This window comes from Gammaproteobacteria bacterium (assembly GCA_040183005.1).
Classification (GTDB): Bacteria; Pseudomonadota; Gammaproteobacteria.
Genome location: JAMPIW010000007.1, coordinates 1,568,599 through 1,588,042 on the forward strand (window position 1 = coordinate 1,568,599; position 19,444 = coordinate 1,588,042).

General features: G+C 57.3%; 20 protein-coding genes. 6 read left to right on the plus strand and 14 right to left on the minus strand.

Translation table 11 applies throughout. From position 1 onward, the window contains the following. The first annotated feature begins 35 nt into the window (after window positions 1-35). The 4 genes from M3A44_13335 to M3A44_13350 all read left to right on the plus strand — a co-directional run bounded on the left by M3A44_13335 (window position 36) and on the right by M3A44_13350 (window position 3,129). Window positions 36-386, plus strand: a complete 351-nt coding sequence (locus tag M3A44_13335) for a PepSY domain-containing protein (protein MEQ6342589.1) — start codon at window positions 36-38, stop codon at window positions 384-386. 76 nt (window positions 387-462) lie between these two features. Beyond that, window positions 463-1,071: a DUF2076 family protein gene (locus M3A44_13340; GenBank protein ID MEQ6342590.1), complete on the plus strand. Its 609-nt coding sequence runs from the start codon at window positions 463-465 to the stop codon at window positions 1,069-1,071. 82 nt (window positions 1,072-1,153) lie between these two features. Continuing rightward, entirely contained in the window at window positions 1,154-1,816 is a 663-nt protein-coding gene (locus M3A44_13345; protein ID MEQ6342591.1) for a response regulator, read from the plus strand. After that, window positions 1,813-3,129: an ATP-binding protein gene (locus tag M3A44_13350; GenBank protein ID MEQ6342592.1), complete on the plus strand. Its 1,317-nt coding sequence runs from the start codon at window positions 1,813-1,815 to the stop codon at window positions 3,127-3,129. Before M3A44_13345 ends, M3A44_13350 begins: the two co-directional genes overlap by 4 nt. Window positions 3,130-3,185: 56 nt before the next feature. Here M3A44_13350 and M3A44_13355 read toward each other — a convergent pair whose 3' ends face one another. From M3A44_13355 to M3A44_13390, 8 genes are all read right to left on the minus strand, one after another. Next, the gene (locus M3A44_13355) at window positions 3,186-3,326 is read right to left on the minus strand and encodes a hypothetical protein (GenBank protein MEQ6342593.1); all 141 of its coding nucleotides are present in this window, start codon (window positions 3,324-3,326) and stop codon (window positions 3,186-3,188) included. A 31-nt stretch (window positions 3,327-3,357) separates the two neighbouring features. Continuing rightward, the gene (locus tag M3A44_13360) at window positions 3,358-4,860 is read right to left on the minus strand and encodes an IS66 family transposase (GenBank protein ID MEQ6342594.1); all 1,503 of its coding nucleotides are present in this window, start codon (window positions 4,858-4,860) and stop codon (window positions 3,358-3,360) included. An 80-nt stretch (window positions 4,861-4,940) separates the two neighbouring features. After that, window positions 4,941-5,282, minus strand: a complete 342-nt coding sequence (tnpB, locus tag M3A44_13365) for an IS66 family insertion sequence element accessory protein TnpB (GenBank protein ID MEQ6342595.1) — start codon at window positions 5,280-5,282, stop codon at window positions 4,941-4,943. Further along, window positions 5,279-5,581, minus strand: a complete 303-nt coding sequence (locus tag M3A44_13370; GenBank protein ID MEQ6342596.1) for an IS66 family insertion sequence element accessory protein TnpB — start codon at window positions 5,579-5,581, stop codon at window positions 5,279-5,281. Before M3A44_13370 ends, tnpB begins: the two co-directional genes overlap by 4 nt. A gap of 524 nt (window positions 5,582-6,105) precedes the next feature. Continuing rightward, window positions 6,106-7,623, minus strand: a complete 1,518-nt coding sequence (gene purF, locus M3A44_13375) for an amidophosphoribosyltransferase (protein ID MEQ6342597.1) — start codon at window positions 7,621-7,623, stop codon at window positions 6,106-6,108. A gap of 53 nt (window positions 7,624-7,676) precedes the next feature. Then, complete coding sequence (locus M3A44_13380) at window positions 7,677-8,177, minus strand: CvpA family protein (GenBank protein MEQ6342598.1); 501 nt, start codon at window positions 8,175-8,177, stop codon at window positions 7,677-7,679. Between the two features lie 425 nt (window positions 8,178-8,602). Beyond that, on the minus strand, window positions 8,603-9,553 hold the full coding sequence (locus M3A44_13385) for a formylglycine-generating enzyme family protein (protein MEQ6342599.1): 951 nt from the start codon (window positions 9,551-9,553) through the stop codon (window positions 8,603-8,605). A 16-nt stretch (window positions 9,554-9,569) separates the two neighbouring features. Continuing rightward, window positions 9,570-10,622: an SUMF1/EgtB/PvdO family nonheme iron enzyme gene (locus M3A44_13390; GenBank protein MEQ6342600.1), complete on the minus strand. Its 1,053-nt coding sequence runs from the start codon at window positions 10,620-10,622 to the stop codon at window positions 9,570-9,572. 412 nt (window positions 10,623-11,034) lie between these two features. Between M3A44_13390 and M3A44_13395 the strand changes: the two genes are divergently transcribed. Then, window positions 11,035-12,528 (plus strand): DEAD/DEAH box helicase, encoded by a 1,494-nt coding sequence (locus tag M3A44_13395; protein MEQ6342601.1) that lies wholly within the window; start codon window positions 11,035-11,037, stop codon window positions 12,526-12,528. Window positions 12,529-12,643: 115 nt separating this feature from the next. On the opposite strand, the gene M3A44_13400 is transcribed toward M3A44_13395, so the two are convergent. From M3A44_13400 to folC, 3 genes are read right to left on the minus strand one after another with little or no spacing between them, the layout of a single operon-like run. Continuing rightward, window positions 12,644-13,327 carry an SPOR domain-containing protein gene (locus M3A44_13400; GenBank protein ID MEQ6342602.1) on the minus strand — a complete coding sequence of 228 codons (684 nt, stop codon included), beginning with the start codon at window positions 13,325-13,327 and terminating at the stop codon, window positions 12,644-12,646. A 3-nt stretch (window positions 13,328-13,330) separates the two neighbouring features. Further along, entirely contained in the window at window positions 13,331-13,612 is a 282-nt protein-coding gene (locus tag M3A44_13405) for an ORF6N domain-containing protein (GenBank protein ID MEQ6342603.1), read from the minus strand. A 35-nt stretch (window positions 13,613-13,647) separates the two neighbouring features. Then, on the minus strand, window positions 13,648-14,913 hold the full coding sequence (gene folC, locus M3A44_13410) for a bifunctional tetrahydrofolate synthase/dihydrofolate synthase (protein MEQ6342604.1): 1,266 nt from the start codon (window positions 14,911-14,913) through the stop codon (window positions 13,648-13,650). A gap of 64 nt (window positions 14,914-14,977) precedes the next feature. Here folC and recQ point away from each other — a divergent pair, with 64 nt between their 5' ends. Further along, a complete protein-coding gene (gene recQ / locus M3A44_13415) occupies window positions 14,978-16,813 on the plus strand; it encodes a DNA helicase RecQ (protein MEQ6342605.1) in 1,836 nt (611 codons plus the stop codon). A gap of 53 nt (window positions 16,814-16,866) precedes the next feature. Here recQ and M3A44_13420 read toward each other — a convergent pair whose 3' ends face one another. From M3A44_13420 to M3A44_13430, 3 genes are read right to left on the minus strand one after another with little or no spacing between them, the layout of a single operon-like run. Next, entirely contained in the window at window positions 16,867-17,643 is a 777-nt protein-coding gene (locus M3A44_13420) for a ferredoxin--NADP reductase (protein MEQ6342606.1), read from the minus strand. Window positions 17,644-17,661: 18 nt separating this feature from the next. Then, window positions 17,662-18,591, minus strand: coding sequence for an FAD-binding protein (locus M3A44_13425; protein MEQ6342607.1), 930 nt, complete (start codon window positions 18,589-18,591; stop codon window positions 17,662-17,664). Beyond that, complete coding sequence (locus tag M3A44_13430) at window positions 18,588-19,340, minus strand: electron transfer flavoprotein subunit beta/FixA family protein (protein MEQ6342608.1); 753 nt, start codon at window positions 19,338-19,340, stop codon at window positions 18,588-18,590. The genes M3A44_13425 and M3A44_13430 overlap by 4 nt, the downstream gene beginning before the upstream one ends. Window positions 19,341-19,444: the final 104 nt, after the last annotated feature.

The window sequence follows — 19,444 nt, forward strand, 5'->3', positions numbered from 1 at the left end:
CCGGATCGATGATTCACATTGAATGGAGAGTAATCATGGCTAAGAAAACGATTATCTTGATGGGCACACTCATCGTGTTGGGTACGGCTGGCGCATTTGCTTATGCGGATTCCGAGAAGAAGCATGAGAACGATGCTTTCGCAGAGCTGGCGAAGACGAAGGTTTCGCTTTCCCAGGCGATCACAGTCGCGGAGCAGCATGTGTCCGGAAAGGCCTCGCGCGCTTCGCTGGAAGATGAGCATGGCCGCCTTGTCTACAATGTCGAGGTCGCGAGCGCACAAAAGGTAATGGACGTTCAGGTCGATAGCATTGACGGCAAAATCATCAGTGCCAAGCCGGACAAGGCCGACGCTGAGCGTGAAGGGCAGGAGGAAGATGAGGGGTAAGCCAAGCGGGGGCAGGTACCTGCCCCCGTCTCATGCGCATAGACTAACTTAATGCCTTTTATTTTGGAGAGACAATATGACTAACCAAGACATTACCCGGCTTACCCTGATGTTGGAACAACTTGTTCGTGTGCGCGGCATAGAAAAAGATCCTCAAGCGGATGGGTTGATTGCACAAGCTGTCGCCCAGCAGCCGGATGCCGCATACCTGCTCACCCAGCGTGTGCTGTTGCTGGAGAACGCGCTCGACCACGTCAAGGAACAAGTCGCCCAACAGCAAGCCGCGCTGCAAATTGCCAGAAACAGTGATCCGCGCACTTCCGGCAACACGTTCCAGGCGCCTGTCACACCTGCGCAACCTTTTGCTGCAGCGCCAGCGTCTGCCTCTGCCCCTGCCGCTGTTCCGTCAGGTGGATCACCGTGGCTCAAGAACATCGCCGCTACGGCAGCAGGCGTGGCTGGTGGCGCGTTCCTGTTTCAAGGGGTCGAAAGCCTTTTCGGTCATCATGGCTCTGGTGGTAATGGCTTCGGCACGCCAACAGATGGGATCGTTGAGAATACCACTGTCAACAATTACTATCCGGATACCGCCCAGTCCAATTCGATGGGAAGTGGGGATTTTTTGACATCCTCTGATGGAGCAGCGGATGATGATCCCTGGGGTGACAGCGGCACGTTTATCTAAACATAATGATTACCATAGTGACGTGAGCAGGCTACGGTGATGGAACAGCGTGATGACATATTTTTATTGGTGAGGTAGATCCATGCGTCTGTTGCTCGTCGAAGACGATGCCATGATTGGTAAAAGCGCCCAGAAAGGGCTCAAGCAGGACGGCTACACGGTCGATTGGGTTCGCGATGGACAGGCCGCCGAGTTGGCGTTGGAGAATGGCGTGTATGACATGGTGCTGCTTGACCTTGGGCTACCGCGCAAGGCTGGGCTTGATGTCCTCGCTAACCTTCGCCGCAGAAAAAATCTCATTCCTGTGCTCATCCTTACAGCAAGGGACTCTGTGGCTGATCGTGTGAAGGGACTTGATGCAGGCGCAGATGACTACCTCGTGAAGCCTTTTGATCTCGACGAGCTTGCCGCGCGCATCCGCGCGCTGATGCGGCGGCAAGCTGGCCGCGCTGAGCCGATCATTGAGCATGGCAGACTCGCTGTATACCCTGCCACTCATGAGGTACTTCTCGACGATGTGCGAGTGAACTTATCGGCGCGGGAATTTTCATTATTGCATGCACTGCTCGAACGGCCCGGCGTACCTCTCTCCCGGGCTCAGTTGGAGGAGCGAATCTACGGCTGGGGTGAAGAGATCGAGAGCAATGCGGTTGAGGTATATATACACTCGTTGCGGCGCAAACTGGGCGTGGAGTTTATCAAGAACATCCGGGGTGTGGGCTACATGGTGCAGAAAGAGCCGTGACATCAATCCGCCGCTATCTGCTGGTGGCACTGCTCGTGGCGGTAACTACCGTGATGCTGCTCGGTGCATTTGCCATGTATCGTATGGCACGTGAGGAGGCGGATGAAATTTTCGATTACCACTTGCGGCAAGTCGCACTTTCGCTGCGCGACCAGGCATTTGAAAGTGCGGTGGCACCCAAAGGCGAAGCCGATGAGGAAGATTTCGATTTCGTCATCCAGGTATGGGATCGGGAAGGCGTGAGGCTCTACTATTCGCATCCGCATAGCGCGCTACCCGATCACGCACAGCTCGGTTTTTCCACCATCCAGGCCAGAGACGGCGCATGGCGCGTATTCACCGCCCAGTTGCGCGGACAGACCATTCAGGTCGCCCAGCCGATGAGCGTGCGCAACGAACTGGCCGCTGAGGCCGCTCTGCGCACCTTGATGCCGTTCTTTATCCTGCTGCCGGTGTTGGGTGTGCTGATATGGGTTGTTGTAGGCTGCGGCTTGTCACCGCTTGCGCAAATCGCGCAAGCGGTGACCGCCCGGACGCCAGCAGCTCTGGATCCACTATCTGAGCAACGGGCGCCGGAAGAAGTGCAGCCGCTGGTGCACGCGCTCAATGATCTCCTGGCAAGGCTGAAAAGCGCCATGGAGGCTCAGCGTGATTTCATCGCCGATGCCGCCCACGAGCTGCGCACGCCACTCGCCGCCTTGCAGCTTCAAGTACAACTCGTCAAAAGGGCAACGGATGCGCAGGAACGCACTGAGACTATTGCGGAGCTGGAACAAGGGTTGCAACGCACGATTCATGCGGTGCAACAGTTGCTCACTCTTGCACGCCAGGAACCGGGTGAGGTCGAGCGCCCATTTGCGCCAGTGAAGTTCGGGGAGCTTGTCCGTCTGGTTGTCGCGGAGCATATTCGCTTGGCCGAAGCCAGGCAGATTGATCTTGGTGTCTCTTCGGCGGATAACAACGTGCTGGTGCAGGGCGACGCCGATGCGCTACGCATTTTGATTGCGAATCTGGTCGAGAACGCGATTCGCTACACTCCCGCGGGTGGTAAGGTCGATGTGTCGGTTGGTATCGAGGAGGGACGGCCATTTGCGGAAGTCGCCGACACCGGACCGGGGATTCCGCCCGAAGACCGCGAGCGGGTATTCGACCGATTCTATCGCCGCGCTGGAACCGAAGAGACAGGCAGTGGACTGGGGCTGGCGATTGTCAAGGCGATTGCAGAAAGCCACGGTGCCACAGTGACCCTTGGCGAGACGAGCGGCGGCGGGGTACGGGCTCGCATCGAATTTGTCGCAATGGGCGCAACCTGATCAAGAACAGACCGGTGGGCGCTACAACTCATCGACATCCAGTAGAACTCGTCGTTTCAGGTCGCGAAGATTGTGATGAACATCGCCACGGCGACCAGCCCCATGACAAATGTGGCAATCCAGCCGAGTGCTTTGAGCCGGAATGAAATTACAAATTGCCGCATAATACGTTTGTCTGCAGCCATCACCATCAGCATCGTAAGCGTCCAGCCGCTCCACCTGTACAGCTCAGCCTGATGCCTGCACAGACCGCAATGGCAACAGCTCATCAATGCGGCTGTTAGGCCAGGTCGGCAGTTTCTCCAGCGTATCCTTCAGCCAGGCAGCCGGCTCGATGCCGTTGAGTTTCGCCGTTGCGAACAGGCTCTGGATGGCGGCGGCGCGGCGGCCCGCGCGTTCACTGCCGGTGAACAGCCAATTCTTTTTACCAAGCGCAATAGGACGGATAGCATTTTCCACCGGGTTGTTATCGATGGGGTAACGGCCATCCCCGAGGTAGCGCTTGATTGCATCCCAGCGTTTGAGGCTGTAGTCGATGGCCTTGGCGGTGCCGCTACCCGTGGCGGTGGTGAGCCGTGTGCGCTGGAGCCAGGCATGGAATTCGTCCAGCTTCGGCTTGGCGTGTTGCTGGCGTAATGCATGACGATCTTCGATGCCCAGGGTCTTGCCCTGATCTTCGATGGCGTAGAGTCCGGCAATGCGCTTCAATGCCTCGGCCGCAATCGGGCTCTGATGGGCGGCATGCAGATCGTAGAATTTCCGCCGCGCATGGGCCAGGCACGCCAGTTCCACCACGGCGTGGGCGAACAGGCCTTTGTAGCCGGCATAATCATCGACCATAAGGGCACCCTTCCAGCCTTGCAGGAAGTTCCTGGCATGTTTGCCGCGCCGGTCGGTCTGGTAGTCGAAGAGGACGAGGGGGTCTCCCTGTTCGAGATCGCAACTTCGGTAGGCCCAGAGATAGGCGCGTAGCGTTTTTCCCCGTCCGGGGTCGAGTTGCTGCACCGGGGTCTCGTCGGCGTGCAGGACGGTGCGCTGGCGGAGTCTCTCGGCCAGCGGCTGGAGTGCCACGCCAATGCGACCTACCCATTCGGCCAAGGTGGAGCGTGACAGGGTAACCCCACTGCGGGCCGCGATCTGCTCCAGCCGGTAGAGAGGCAGGTGATCCATGAATTTGCTGACCATCACCCAGGTGAGCAAGCCCGGCGCCGCCATGCCGCCGTCGATGACCGCCGGCGGAATCGGCGCCGCACTGACGGTCTCACAAGCACGGCAAGCATACTGCGGACGAATGTGGCGATGCACGAAGAAGCGGGCGGGCTCGACATCCAGTTGCTCGCTGATGTCTTCGCCGATCTTGACCAGATCCTTGCCGCACTGGCCGCAGGTGCAACCCTCAGGTTCGTGGCGATGCTCGATGCGCGGGAGATGATCCGGCAACGGCTGGCGACCGGCGCGTTCGCGCTTGGGTTGCCGGGTAGATGCCACCTGTTCCACTTCGGCTTCCAGCGCACTGGTGTCGGTATTCCAGCTTTCCTCGAACAGCTCGCGCTGCTCCAAGGAGAACTGTTCGCTCTTGCTGGCAAAGCGAATGCGCTTGTAGTAGGCGAGATCGAAGGTCAGGGCTTGGATTTTGAGCGCATCTTTTTGGGTTCTTTCGAGCAGCTTGCCTATCCATTCCGCCAAGGCGGGATCGGGCTTGAATTGGGCGAGTTCGGCGGCTAAATCCATGCCTGTATTTTACCACTGGCATGCTCCGCAAGCCAGTAACGGCAAGGGTTTTAGGCTGTTTATTCACTAAAATAACGCGCTCACACTTGCCACTGTGACGGCGGTGGCGCCGAGAGTCTTTGCCAGTCGACACCGGCGGTCAGCCAGTCCCATTGTGCTGGCGTGAGGGCGAAGGTGGTGGCGTCCGATGTCGGCCAGATAAAGTGACCACGATGCAGGCGACGCTGACAGAGCCAGACGCCGGTGCCATCCCAGATCAGGAGCTTGAGGCGGTTCTGGCGTCGGTTGCGGAAGGCGTAGGCCGTGCCGTCGCAAGGGGACCGGCCGAGCGTGTTTTGTACCCGCTGGGAGAGGCCATCAATGCCGGCACGCATATCGATCGGTTCGACCACCAGCCAGACTTGTGCGGGCGTGGGGATCATGGCAGTTGCCGCAACAGGTCGGCCAGCCACGGTGCGCCCTCTGTCGGCAGCTCGATTCTCCAGCCGCCCGGACTGTGGAGCCGTACGACGTTCCCCGTTACCGGTGCACCCACGCTGACCGGCACCAAGGTGAGGGATGACTTTGCCGATGCAACGGCTTCCCTCTCCTTGCGCCGCCAGCGATAAAACGCCTTCTCACCCAACCCTTGGTTCGCACAATATTCCCTCTGCGTCAGATCACTTCGACGCCAGGCTTCAAGATGCTCTCGCCAGAATTCCTGCCCATGCCTCTTCGCCATCTGGAGTCCCTCCGAAAAAGCAGCAAGAGTGCACGGGCTTCGCGGAAAACTACAGGTGGGACGGCTGGCCGCTTACGGAGAAACTGCCGACCTGGCCTAACAGCCGCATTGATGAGCTGTTGCCGTTGCGGTCTGTGCAGGCATCAGGCTGAACTGTACAGGTGGAGCGGCTGGACGCTTACGGAGAAACTGCCGACCTGGCCTAACAGCTGCATTGATGAGCTGTTGCCGTTGCGGTCTGTACAGGCATCAGACTGAGCTGTACAGGTGGAGCGGCTGGACGCTTACGAACAAAGGACACAATCCACTTATCGCTGTTCAAATGGCGCTTAAGGGTGAATTTGATTGGTAGGGGGTGAGTAGTTACTTTGGCATTACGATTGCTCAAGGCTGGCCTCGCGGTGGTTGGCGGGTGATGTGTGGTAACAACATCCTACCCATCTCGGTGGCCAGCCTTCCCTTTTATTTCAATCTATTAGCCCAGCGTGCTAATACCTCTGCGGCTTAAGTCAGCGCCATTCACCCTAAGGGGAATTGTACAAGTCAATCATCGAGGCCTCGGCATCGCGGGCTTGAGCCGCGGTGGTGAGGTCGCAGCGACGCTGTTCGAGGTGATCGAGATAGTCTTTACCTATGTCGCCGGTAACGTATTCGCCCGTAAACACGGAGGCGTCGAAGCGTTCCAGCTTGGGATTGCCTTTGCGTACGGATTCGATTAAATCCAGCAGATCCTGGAATATCAGCTTGTCCGCGCCAATGGCTTCAGCCACTTCGGCCTCGCTTCTGCCATGGGCGATCAGTTCGCTGGCGGCGGGCATGTCGATGCCATAGACGTTCGGATAGCGCACTGGCGGGGAGGCGGAGGCGAAGTAGACCTTGCGTGCGCCGGCCTCGCGGGCCATCTGGATGATTTGCTGCGAAGTGGTGCCGCGCACAATGGAGTCGTCCACCAGCAGCACGGTCTTGCGTTTGAATTCGAGGTCGATGGGGTTGAGTTTCTGGCGCACGGATTTCTTGCGCTGCTTTTGCCCCGGCATAATGAAGGTACGGCCGATGTAGCGGTTCTTGATAAACCCTTCGCGGTATGTCACGCCCAGCCTGTTGGCCAATTGCATGGCGGCGGTACGGCTGGTGTCAGGGATGGGGATCACTACGTCGATATCGTGATCCGGCCATTCGCGCAAAATTTTGTCAGCCAGTTTATCGCCCATGCGCAGGCGCGCCTTATACACCGACACATCATCAATGATCGAGTCTGGGCGCGCCAGATACACGTACTCGAAGATACACGGTGAATATACCGGGTTCTCGGCACATTGCTGGATATGAAGCCCGCCCTCAAGGTCAATAAACACCGCCTCGCCGGGGGCGATGTCGCGTACCCGCTGAAAACCGAGTCCGTCCAGCGCGACGCTCTCGGAGGCGATCATGTATTCCGTGCCCTTGTCTGTCTCACGCTTGCCGAAGACAACGGGGCGGATGCCAAAGGGATCGCGGAAACCGACGATGCCATGGCCGCTGATCATTGCCACCACGGCGTAACTGCCACGGCAGCGCCGATGTACACCCGCCACGGCATTAAAGATATCCTGCGCGCCGATTTTGAGCTTGTCCTGCTCTTGCAATTCATGCGCGAACACATTCAACAGGATTTCGGAATCAGAATCGGTGTTGATGTGACGCCGGTCTTCAAGAAACATATCTTGCTTTAGCTGACTGGCGTTGGTCAGGTTGCCATTGTGCGCAAGCGCAATGCCGAAGGGGGAGTTGACATAGAACGGTTGAGCCTCGGCCGAGGTAGCGCAACCTGCCGTCGGATAACGCACATGGCCGATACCCATGTTGCCGCGCAGATTGAGCATGTGCCGGGAACGGAATACATCGCGCACCAGGCCGTTGTCCTTGCGCAGGTAAAACTTGCCGCTGCTGTCGCAGGTGACAATTCCCGCAGCGTCCTGTCCACGATGCTGGAGGACAGTGAGGCCATCATATAAGGCCTGATTGACACTGCTGTTAGCGACGATACCGATAATGGCACACATGAGGATCACCTACCCATTGGGTTTACAAAAAACAGAGGAAATTCGGGATATGCTCAACGCTTCAGCCCATCAATGAAGCTACGGGCGACGCCATGCGGCAGCCAGTCGCGCACCCACAACACCATACCCTGAAAATAATCTACGAACGCTGACGTTTTCCACCACTGAGCCTGAACCAGTGGCGTTACGCCAATCACCACCACCAGCACAGATACCACCAGCACGCCCCGCACCAATCCGAAGAGCATGCCGACTGAACGATCCGTGCTGCTGATTACGCTTTTGCGCACCCAGCTTGAAATCAAATACTTGAAAATGCCGCCAAGAATGAAGGTGGCTAAAAAAAGCGCTGCAAACGCCACGGCAAGGCGCATGGAAGACATGGCTATGTGATCGGCAAAAAGGCCGTCAAGTTTGGAAGCATAGTTTAGCGCTATCCAGAAGGACAACACCCATACCACCAGAGAGAGCACCTCGCGCACGAAACCACGGATTATGCCTACCAGTGCCGAAAGCCCAAGAATGGCGAAAATGGCGTAATCAACCCAGCTCATAAACAACCCTATCAGGCCCTATTCCAATTTGTGTTAAAAACGACAATGATGTTGTAGGGTGCGTTCCACGCATCAATGATAATGGGATAATGGTGCGTGGAACGCACCCTACGATATTTCACTTTTTATTACGAATATTTAGAATTAAAGGGCTGTTAGCAATTCCTGCCATACTGCAAAAATCATGGGGGATGCGAGAGCACACGCCCGCGCTAAAGAAGCATTTTAGCAAATTATGGGGCTATGCAAAAGACAAGAGATACGAAGAGCGGGCGTGAAGCTTGCGCCGTAACCCACCTGATGTGCCGCCAGGCACCCATTGAATAATGCGTTGTGTTGCTTGCAACGCTTGGTGGGTTACGCAAAAAGCGCGAACCCACCCTGCATTTAGCCCGGCAGACATCAACGATGGGCGTGCGCCCCCATCACCGCGCATCCTTCGCGCAACGAACCCCGACATCGCTATAGGTGGCGTTAGGATCAAGAATGCCGCGGTACGCTGTGCGCTGGAACAGGCTCAGGGCATAATGGCCTTGACCGCCTGACCCCGCCCCTCTTACAACCTTGTATTTTTCACCGAATTCCTTGGCCTTATAGGCTGCGCCAGGATACGCCTTGTACCAGTCCGCCACCCACTCCCTGACGTTACCGCCCATGTCGTAAACATCATATGGGGACTTGTCGGTTTTGTAGGAGCCCACTGGCGCGGCGCCGTATTCCCATGATTCTTCACCGGTGTTGGAGAGGCCCGCCTTCCACTCATCGCCCCACGGGAATTCCTGGCCATGCTCGCCGCGCGCGGCCTTTTCCCATTCCGCCTCGCTGGGCAGACGCTTGCCCACCCATTTACAGTAGGCGCTGGCGTCCTGCCAGGACACATAGGTTACAGGCAGCTTGTCGATAGCCTGAAATTTCTTTTCGATCTCCTTCAACAAATCTTCCTTGCTCATGGCGCGGGTATCCATATCCAGATGAAAAACCTTAACCGCCGTCTTTCTTAACTGCTCCACCTCCAGCTCTTGAAGCTTCTCCTTTTTCATGCTGATGATGTACCCCGTTTCCATCCAGTGATCCGGCGGCGGGGCGTTGTTTTTGGTCATGAAGTCTTTGTACTGCACGTTGGTGACTTCATATTTGTCGATCAGGAACGCCTTGAGATTGACTTTGCGCTCGGGATGTTCGTCCTGATACCAGGGCTTGGTGGCGCCAAATTCGCCCGCCTTCTTGGAACGATCCACCTTGTTGCTGCCCATCACAAACTCACCGGCGGGCACTTTTACCATGTCTGCGTCATGAATCGCCGTGACTGCTTGCACGCCCGGCGAAAACAGCATGGCTAATACTGCGATTTTTTTTAGTTGCACGCCTGCTTTCATTAAATACCCTCCCCTATCATTGAACCGGTTTTGCATCTTTGGCGCATCTGAATCCGAAGCTCTTGTTTTTGGTGTTTCTCAAAAAGAAGGAGCGGTTATACACGGGCGCGGAGATGCCGCATTTATAGAACGAGCAATCCCACCACGAGCCACCTTTCAGCGTCTTGTACTTTTCCCCGTAATTTTCCGTTGGCTTAGTATTCCCCGGATAGGCCTGATACCAGGAGTCCGTCCACTCCCACACATTGCCGGACATATCATGGACACCATAAGGGCTGACGCCACCCTCGAAAGCACCCGCCGGCGTGGTGTCACCTTCGAGCTTTAGTGTTGTCCAGCGTACCGGGCTGTTTACTTTGTCGACATCAAAAACATTGCCCCAAGGATAGGTTCTACCGTCCGTACCACGCGCTGCCTTTTCCCATTCCTGATCGGTGGGCAGGCGCTTGCCTGCCCATTCGCAATACGCATTGGCGTCGTACCAAGTGACGAAAACAACCGGGTGATCCGCTTTGCCAGGCGGGAACGTCCTGTTTTCAAAATGATCGGGGGATTTGCGATGGGTTGAGTCTATAAATTGCCCGTACTGGAGGTTCGTGACTTCATACTTGTCGATATAGAAATCACCCAGGGAAAGGGTGTGCTGCGGGCCTTCATCGGACAAACGCTGGTTCGATCCCCGGATAAACTCGCCTGCGGGGATCAGCGCCATCTCATTCGGCGCCGCGCCTATTCTGGCCTGCTCATAATACATGGACACACTCATGCCTGGCCCCTGGCCCTCGGCCTTCGGGAAGGACTTCCCTGCCTGCGGCGGCTCGGGGGGTATTTCCAATACGGGATCCGCCTTGGGCTTGAGCACACGCCGCGCAGTCTTTTGCAGGCCACCCGGTAACCCCTGGCTATGACATGCCAGGCACTCGCTGGTGAATACTGCCATGGAAACAGGGTGCTCCTTATCCTGATGACACTGCGCGCACGGCCCTTGCGCGGGCCGAGGCGTCACGCTCGCCGCACGGCGCGACTGGGCAGCAGCAACACCGCCGATGACCACCAGCAATAATGTCAAAAGGAAACCATGGAAACACCATGTGTATCTAGTACGCCACATACAACCCTGCCCCCCTCAACCGTACGCCTCTTGTCACAGCATTCCGGTCAACTATAAGGAACCAAGCATAAAGCATCCAGGCAACCCTTGCCTACTATTGCGGCCAGCCATTATCCACAAACACTAAAATTCATTAGCTTTTTCTAAAGCTCTTGTGTATAGTGCGCTTCGTGCCGTAACAAACGGACACTCCTCGTCTCTGACCTCTCCGCTGTCTAGTGCAGCATCATATTGGTTGGCGACGTTTCAGCAACCAGGCGGTCGCCACCAGCCACAGCGGTACCCGCCCTGCCAGATATATTTTTTATCTGGCCATACACATTCATTCATCAATAATTTCCGTTCTGTGGCGGCGGAAGAGGGTATTACTTTGTCTTTCCAAGAACTTAACTTAAGCTCCGACCTTATGCGCGCCATTGAGGCGAGCGGCTACACCACTCCTACCGAAATCCAGCGCCAAGCCATTCCTGTCGCTCTTGCAGGCAACGATCTGATGGCCTCCGCCCAGACCGGCACCGGCAAAACAGCATCCTTTGTATTACCTGCACTGCAAAAATTACAGGAACCCTCCAAGGTTCAAGGCCGTGGGCCGCGCGTGCTGATCCTCACCCCAACCCGCGAGCTGGCTGCGCAGATCCAGGAGTCCATCAAGCGTTACGCCCGCTTCACCAAGCTGAGCTGCGGCTCCATCGTGGGTGGCGCGCCCTACCCTCTCCAGGAACGCCTCTTACGTTCTCCGCTGGATCTGCTGGTCGCCACACCTGGCCGATTGATCGATCACATGGATCGCGGACGGGTGGATTTCTCCCGCCTGGAAATGCTGGTACTGGACGAAGCGGACCGCATGCTGGATATGGGCTTCATTGAGCCTGTTGAACGCATCAGCGCGGCCACGCCTGCCACACGCCAGATCCTGTTGTTTTCCGCAACGTTCGAAGGCAATGTGGAAAAACTGGCGCGGACCCTGCTCAAAGATCCTGTCCGGATCCAAATCGCAGGATCGAAAGAAAAACACACGCAAATCGAACAGCGTGTTCATCAGGCGGACGACTACAAACATAAACATCTGTTGCTGAGCCATGTGCTGAATTCCCAGGATCTCAGCCAGGCTATCATCTTCACCTCGACCAAACGCGGCGCCGATGAACTGGCCGGCGAGCTGAGTGAGCAGGGTCACACCTGTGCGGCATTGCATGGCGACATGAAGCAGGGTGCCCGCAATCGCACTGTGCAGCGTATGCGCCGCGGTGATGTAAAAGTCCTGGTTGCCACCGACGTGGCGGCGCGCGGCCTGGATATCACGGGCATCACGCACGTCATCAACTTTGACCTGCCGATGGTGGCTGAAGATTACGTGCATCGCATTGGCCGTACCGGCCGCGCCGGCGCCTTTGGTGTGGCAGTTTCGCTGATTGGCCCGCAGGATTGGGGCAAGCTGGCGCAAATCGAGCGGCTCACCGGGCATCGCCTGGAGCGCAGCGTTCTGCCAGGCCTGGAGCCGACCCGTTCGGAGCCTAGAGGCGGTGCCGGCGGCGACAAGCCCCGTGGCGGCCGTCCGGGCTTCGCGCGCAATGGCGCCGGTGCCGGCGCAGCGCGTCCCCGCTCGTCATCATCAGCACCTCGCTCGCCGTCCTCAGCCCCCCGAGGAGGGCAATCCCGCAGCCAGGGCGAGGGCTTTAGCCAGCCTTATGCACAACAACGGGCAAAAAGCACTGGCTATGGCAACGGAAACACAAGCGGAAATGCAAACGGGAACACGCGCTCCAATGATAACGGCGCCCCCCGTCCCAGGACATCGGGCGACCGTCCGAAAATCTCCTTTGCAGCGCGGCCACAGAAACGGCCCGCACCGCGAAGCTTCTGATAGCTAGAGGTTTCTGAAAACCCTTGAGGGTTTCAGGTAAAAGGGGCGGGTTCATACCCGCCCCTTTTTTTGTCCTTCGGAAAACAGCCCTTAATTTAACCGCCGCTGTGATTTCCTATTTGTACCGCATCACGATACCCTTCAGTTTCATCTCCTGCTCCAGCTTCTGTTGCAATGCCTCTGCATTGGATCTCAACAGTTCAGGGCCGATACGCACCCGGATGGCCGCACCCTCCCCCTCGGCAATACGTTCAACAAACGCGGTATAGCCTTTGGCGCGCAGCCGGTCACGCAGCACGAGCGCATTCTGCTCACTGGAAAAACTGCCAAGCTGCACTACCCATGCGGTAGGAACGTTGACAGGACTCGGGCTGGGATGGGGTGTCGCCACCGGTTTTGACTCTGCCGGTTTAGGCGCCACTGTTTTTGGCTTCGCGGGCTTGGGCTCAACCGACTTCGAGGACTCGGATGCGGGGATTGAGGTTATCGAGGGCTTTGGCTCGGCGGGAGGTGGCGTTGAGGAAGGCGCGGGGATTAGCGAGTCCACAACAGTGTCTGCCGTAACATCCATAGCGGGGGTGTTTTCGCCTGGCGCGCTGCCATCCGCATCTCCCGGCGCAGGAAAGGCTTGCGCAACAGAACTCTGATCTGGCAAGGAAGGCGCGGGAGGAACAGCAGCGATCGGCGCGGGCCCCTGCTCTTTTTCATTATCAGGAAGGAACAGCGGAATAAGTATGACGGCCAGCGAAACCAGCACCAGCGCGCCTATCAAGCGATGTTTCAATTGATTTTTTTCCATGGGTTATGACTCGGCAAGTTCGGCTAAAAGTAACGGTAATCCGGATTCGGTGATGAAAACGACATTGACTGTGGAGATATAGATTTTTCCCGCCTGGCGCAATTCCGCAACAGCATCGGCATCGACCCGGGCATCAACACAGTAAAAATGCTCGCCTTCGATGAAGCGGTGCTGCATACGCTTAAAGGCGCGAAACGCTGTCCCTTTGGGGCGGCTCAGCATCTCGTCGATTTGCTTGAACGTTTTCAGGTGAGAATTTTGGAAAAGATCAGCACTGATTTTCACGCGGGTATCCGTGGGAATCATCCTGAAAACGGTGATTATACCGCCTGCTTCATTGCCTCTGCCACAGTATAAAAGGAGCCGAAAGCAAGTACCCGATCCTGCGGTTGTGCGCCAGCAACAGCTAGAGTATACGCAGTGGTGACATCGGCGTAAGTATGTACGGGGGATTGCACGCCTGAAGCCAGCAAACGTTCGGCAAGGTATGCACCTGATGCACCGCGCTTGATATCGAGGCCTGCCACGTGCCATACATCAACAACATCACGCATGGCGCTTATCACGCCATCAATATCCTTGTCCGCCAGCATCGCCAGCACCGCATGAGTTTGACCCGTGCAGGGATGAGCACGCAGCGTTTCCGCCAGCACCTGTGCGCCGTGTGGATTGTGCGCCACGTCGAATATGCGTGTGACACCACCATCGGATATCACCTGAAAACGTCCCGGTAAATATACCGTCTCCAAGCCATGGCGCACGTCATTCTGGCTGACAGGCAGGTGGGCCTCCAGCAACTCCAGCACCATCAGCACCGCCGCTGCGTTCTGCAATTGGAAAGCGCCGCGCAAGGCGGGGTGTGGCAATGCCGTGCGGCGGCGCGCAACACTCCACCATGACCACCCTGCCCCTTCTACTGTATAACCGAAATCACGTCCGGCGCGATACAGTGGCGTCCCCAGCGTTTCAGCATGCTGCAGCAGCGTTACCGGGGGATCGAGGTCGCCACAGACGGCGGGCCGTCCGGGGCGAAAAATCCCAGCCTTCTCGCGAGCAATCGCCTCGCGGGTATTCCCCAGCCACTCGGCGTGATCTATGCCGATGGATGTCACCAGCGCCACATCGGCATCCAGCAAATTAACGGCATCCAGGCGGCCACCCATACCCACCTCAAGGATGGCGACATCCAGCAGCGAGCGAGAGAAGATTTCCAGCGCCGCAAGAGTGCCGAATTCGAAATAGGTCAGCGAGATGCCATGACGCGCCTGATCGACGCGCTCAAACGCCTCGCATAACGCGGAATCCCGAACCTCCACACCGCATATCCTGACACGTTCGTTATAGTGCCGCAGGTGCGGCGAGGTATACACGCCAGTCCGGTATCCGGCGGCTTCAAGGATGGACTCCAGCATGGCCACACTCGACCCCTTGCCGTTGGTGCCGCCGACCGTCACCACGGTAAATTCGGGGCGCCCCAGACCCATACGCTCCAGCACCGGCCGCACCCGCTCCAGACCCAGCTCGATTTCCGCAGGGTGGAGTGTCTCTTGCCAGGTGAGCCATTCGTTGAGAGTAGTGAATCGCATTGCTTACAAGACCTTTCTTTGTATGCGTGAATTATGTCATGAATCGGCATGAAAGCCACCCGTGATGTTATCATTGATAACCATGACCCCCGCACTGCAAACACTCCACGCCGTTTTTGGCTACAGCGAATTCCGCGGCAATCAGGCTGCGATTGTCGAACATATTATCAACGGCGGCGATGCGCTGGTGTTGATGCCGACTGGCGGCGGAAAATCATTGTGTTACCAGATCCCGGCGCTGGTCCGGCGTGGCGTAGGGATCGTGATATCACCACTAATTGCACTAATGCAGAATCAGGTGGATGCCTTGCTGCAGGCAGGCGTTAAGGCTGCGTTCCTCAATTCCAGCCTGACTGGGCAAGCAGCCTCACAGGTCGAACAGCAACTACTGCGTGGTGAGCTGGACCTGCTGTATGTCGCGCCGGAACGTCTCATGACGCCGCGCTTCTTGCAATTGCTGGAACGCGCCGAACTCGCGCTGTTCGCCATTGACGAGGCGCACTGCGTCTCGCAATGGGGGCACGATTTTCGCGCCGAATACTTGCAACTCTCTGTGCTGCACGAACGCTTTCCTGACGTGCCGCGCATTGCCCTCACCGCCACTGCTGACACGCCTACCCGCCATGAAATCGTCGAGCGCCTGGGGCTGTCCGAGGCACAGCAATTCGTCTCCAGCTTCGACCGCCCCAACATCCGCTACCGCATCGTGCAAAAGGCCAACACCCGCCAGCAACTACAGGCCTTTCTGGAGACAGAGCATCGCGGCGACGCCGGGATTATCTATTGCCTGTCGCGCAAACGGGTTGAAGAAACCGCTGCATGGCTGGCAGAACGCGGCTGGGATGCCCTGCCCTACCACGCCGGACTGGACAGTGACACACGCCAGAAAAACCAGCAACGCTTTCTGCGCGAAGAGGGTGTCATCATGGTCGCCACCGTGGCTTTCGGCATGGGCATCGACAAACCCAACGTGCGGTTTGTCGCGCATCTGGATCTACCGAAAAGCATGGAAGGCTACTATCAGGAAACTGGACGCGCAGGACGCGACGGCCTGCCCAGCAATGCCTGGATGGCCTATGGGCTGGGCGATGTCATCACCCTGCGTCAGATGGTCGACAGCGGCGAGGCCAATGAGCAACGCAAGCGGCTGGAACGGCAAAAGCTCGATGCCCTGCTCGGCCTCTGTGAGAGCACGCTGTGCCGCCGCCAGGTGCTGCTCAATTATTTTGGCGAGCAATATAGCGCGTCCTGCGGTAATTGTGACAACTGCCTGGAACCCGTGCAGACCTGGGACGGCACCATCGCCGCGCAGATGGGATTATCCTGCGTTTACCGCACCGGGCAGCGCTTCGGCGTGGGACACCTGACCGATGTGCTGCTTGGCAAATCCACCGACCAGGTGCAGCGTTTTGGCCACAGTAAACTAAGCACCTTCGGCATCGGCAAGGAATTCAGCCAAACGCAATGGAGCGGCATCTTCCGGCAACTTGTGGCAGCGGGAATGCTGGCGGTGGACATGGAAGGGCATGGCGGCCTGAGACTGACCGATGAAAGCCGTCCCCTGTTGCGCGGCGAACAAAAAATCGCCTTGCGCAAAGACCCGGAATCCAGCGGCAAGAAACCCAAATCCTCGCAATCCGCGCTTTCATCCAAAGCGGCATACCACTTTGACTCACCCGAATCCGAGGCTTTGTGGCAAGCACTCAAGTCAAAGCGTATGGAACTAGCCCGCGAGCAGGGCGTGCCACCCTATGTAATATTCCACGACAGCACCTTACGGGAGATGGTAGAGCGGCGCCCGCAACGACTGGCACAACTCGCCGCCATCCCTGGCATTGGCAAACAGAAACTCGAACATTACGGCGAGGAATTTTTGGAAGTGCTGGTGGATTTTGCTTAGGCGCCCATCGGCATCATGAAGGGCACCTAAGCGTTTCACCACCCGCATTGTGCCTACTTCTCGACAAAAGCACGCTCGATAACATAGTGGCCTGGGTCGCCGATGCGCGGCGATACAACAAATCCTCGTTTATCCAGTAACGCACAGGTTTCAGCGAGCATGCCGGGGCTGCCACAGAGCATCACCCGATCATGTTCCGGATTCAGCGGGGGCAAACCGATATCTTTAAACAACTTGCCGGTTTCAATCAGATCAGTGAGTCGCCCCTGGTTTTCAAAGGCTTCCCGCGTTACGGTGGGATAGTAAATAAGTTTCTCGCGCACGCTCTCGCCAAAGTATTCGTTTTGCGGCAGATGGTCTTTGATGAAGTCGGAGTAGGCCAGTTCGTTGACGTGGCGCACGCCATGCACCAGCACAACCTTTTCATACCGCTCGTAGGCTTCAGGATCCTTGATGATGCTCATGAACGCGGCCAGGCCCGTTCCGGTGCTCAACAAATACAGCGTTTTTCCGGGCAGCAGATCATCCAGCACCAGTGTGCCGGTGGGTTTGCGGCTGACAAACAGCGGATCTCCCACCTGCAAGTGTTGCAGACGTGAGGTGAGCGGGCCATCCGGCACCTTGATGCTGAAGAATTCGAGATGCTCTTCGTAATTTGCGCTGACGATGCTGTAGGCGCGCATCAAAGGCCGCCCATCGACTTCCATGCCAATCATAACGAATTGGCCATTCTCAAATCGTAGCCCTGGATCACGCGTTGTAGTAAAGCTGAACAGCGTGCTGTTCCAGTGATGTACGCTCAATACGCGCTCAGTTGAATAAGTGGCCATGTTTCAATCTCGACTATTTTAGAGGTTGTGTTCCAATTCTTTTACCGTTTCAAACAGGTCCGCGACCAACCCATAGTCCGCCCATTGGAAGATCGGGGCGTCCGGGTCGTGGTTGATTGCCACGATCACCCGGCTGTCCTTCATGCCGGCGAGATGCTGCACGGCGCCGGAGACGCCGACGGCGATGTAAAGATCCGGGGCGACGACCGTGCCGGTTTGTCCGACCTGCCATTCGTTAGGGGCATAACCGGCATCGACTGCAGCGCGAGTTGCCCCAAGTGCCGCATTAAGTTTGGCCGCGAGCGGCGCAAGAACCTGCTGGAACTGCTCGGCGCTGCCCAGCGCCCGACCACCGCTGACGACGACGCGGGCAGTGGAGAGTTCTACGCGATCGGTCGGCTGAATTTCGGTGCTGAGCCATGCCGAAAGACCAGCATCACCTGTCGTCGGCAGAGTATCGATTGCCGCGACACCACCGTCGGGGGCGGCCGGAAACGAGGTCGCACGCACAGTGAGCACCTTGATCGCGTCGGTGGTTTGCACCGTGGCGTTCAGATTACCGGCGTATATCGGCCGCACAAAGGTGTTCTGATCCACAATCTGAGTGATTTCCGACACCACCGCCACGTCCAGCAAGGCGGCTACGCGTGGCAGCAGGTTTTTGCCAAAACTGTCGGCGGCCGCCATCACTGTGGTGTAATCCGGCGCGATGCGTACCAGCAGGGGGGCGAGGTTTTCCGGCAGGCCATGGGCATAAGCCAGATCATCGACTACCCGAACCCGGGTGACGCCCTGCACCTTGGCGGCGGCCTGAGCCACTTTATCCACGCCATGGCCGGTTATCAGGAGATGAATATCGCCGCCCAAGGCCGTCGCTGCGGTGACGGCCGAGCGGGTGGCGGGTTTGAGTTCGTGATGGTCGTGTTCGGCAACAATGAGGATAGTCATGGCAACACCTTGGCTTCATCGCGTAGTTTTTGCAGCAGTTCCGATACGCTGGACACCTTGATTCCCGGCGCTCGTGCAGGCGGCTCCGCCACCCGCAGCAGCTTCAGACGCGGCGCCTGATCTACACCCAAGTCGGACGACTTTAGGGTTTCAATCGGTTTTTTCTTGGCCTGCATGAGGTTAGGCAGCTTAACGTAGCGTGGCTCGTTGAGCCGCAAGTCAGTCGTAATCACGGCTGGTAGTGGCAGCGACACCTTTTCTTGTCCGCCGCTGATTTCCCGCGTAACCACCACGCGGTCGGCCGTCAATTCGAGTTTCGAGGCGAATGTACCCTGCCCGACGTTAAGTAGCGCCGCCAGCATTTGCCCGGTTTCGGCAGCATCGTCATCGATGGCCTGCTTGCCGATGAGGGTGAGCTGCGGCTGCTCACGCTGCACGACGGCCTTGAGTAGTTTGGCGGTTGCCAGCGGCTCAGTCACCGCGTCCGTTTCGACCAGAATCGCCCGATCCACGCCCATAGCCAGCGCGTGGCGCAACACATCCTGGCTCTGGGCGGTGCCCACCGCCACGGCGACGATCTCGGTGGCGATGCCCGCTTCCCTGAGGCGCAACGCCTCTTCCACGGCGACTTCGTCGAAGGGATTTATGCTCATTTTGACAGTGGCGATATCGACATCCGAGCCATCCGCCTTGGGCCGCACCTTGATGTTGTAGTCGACAACACGTTTTATTGCAACGAGTAGCTTCATTAAAAACTCCAATGCCCGAACACGGTCGCGATAAACTTACACAAGCTATTTACGGCGATTCTAATAGATAGTAGAATATTTGTTAAGTTAATTATATTAATATT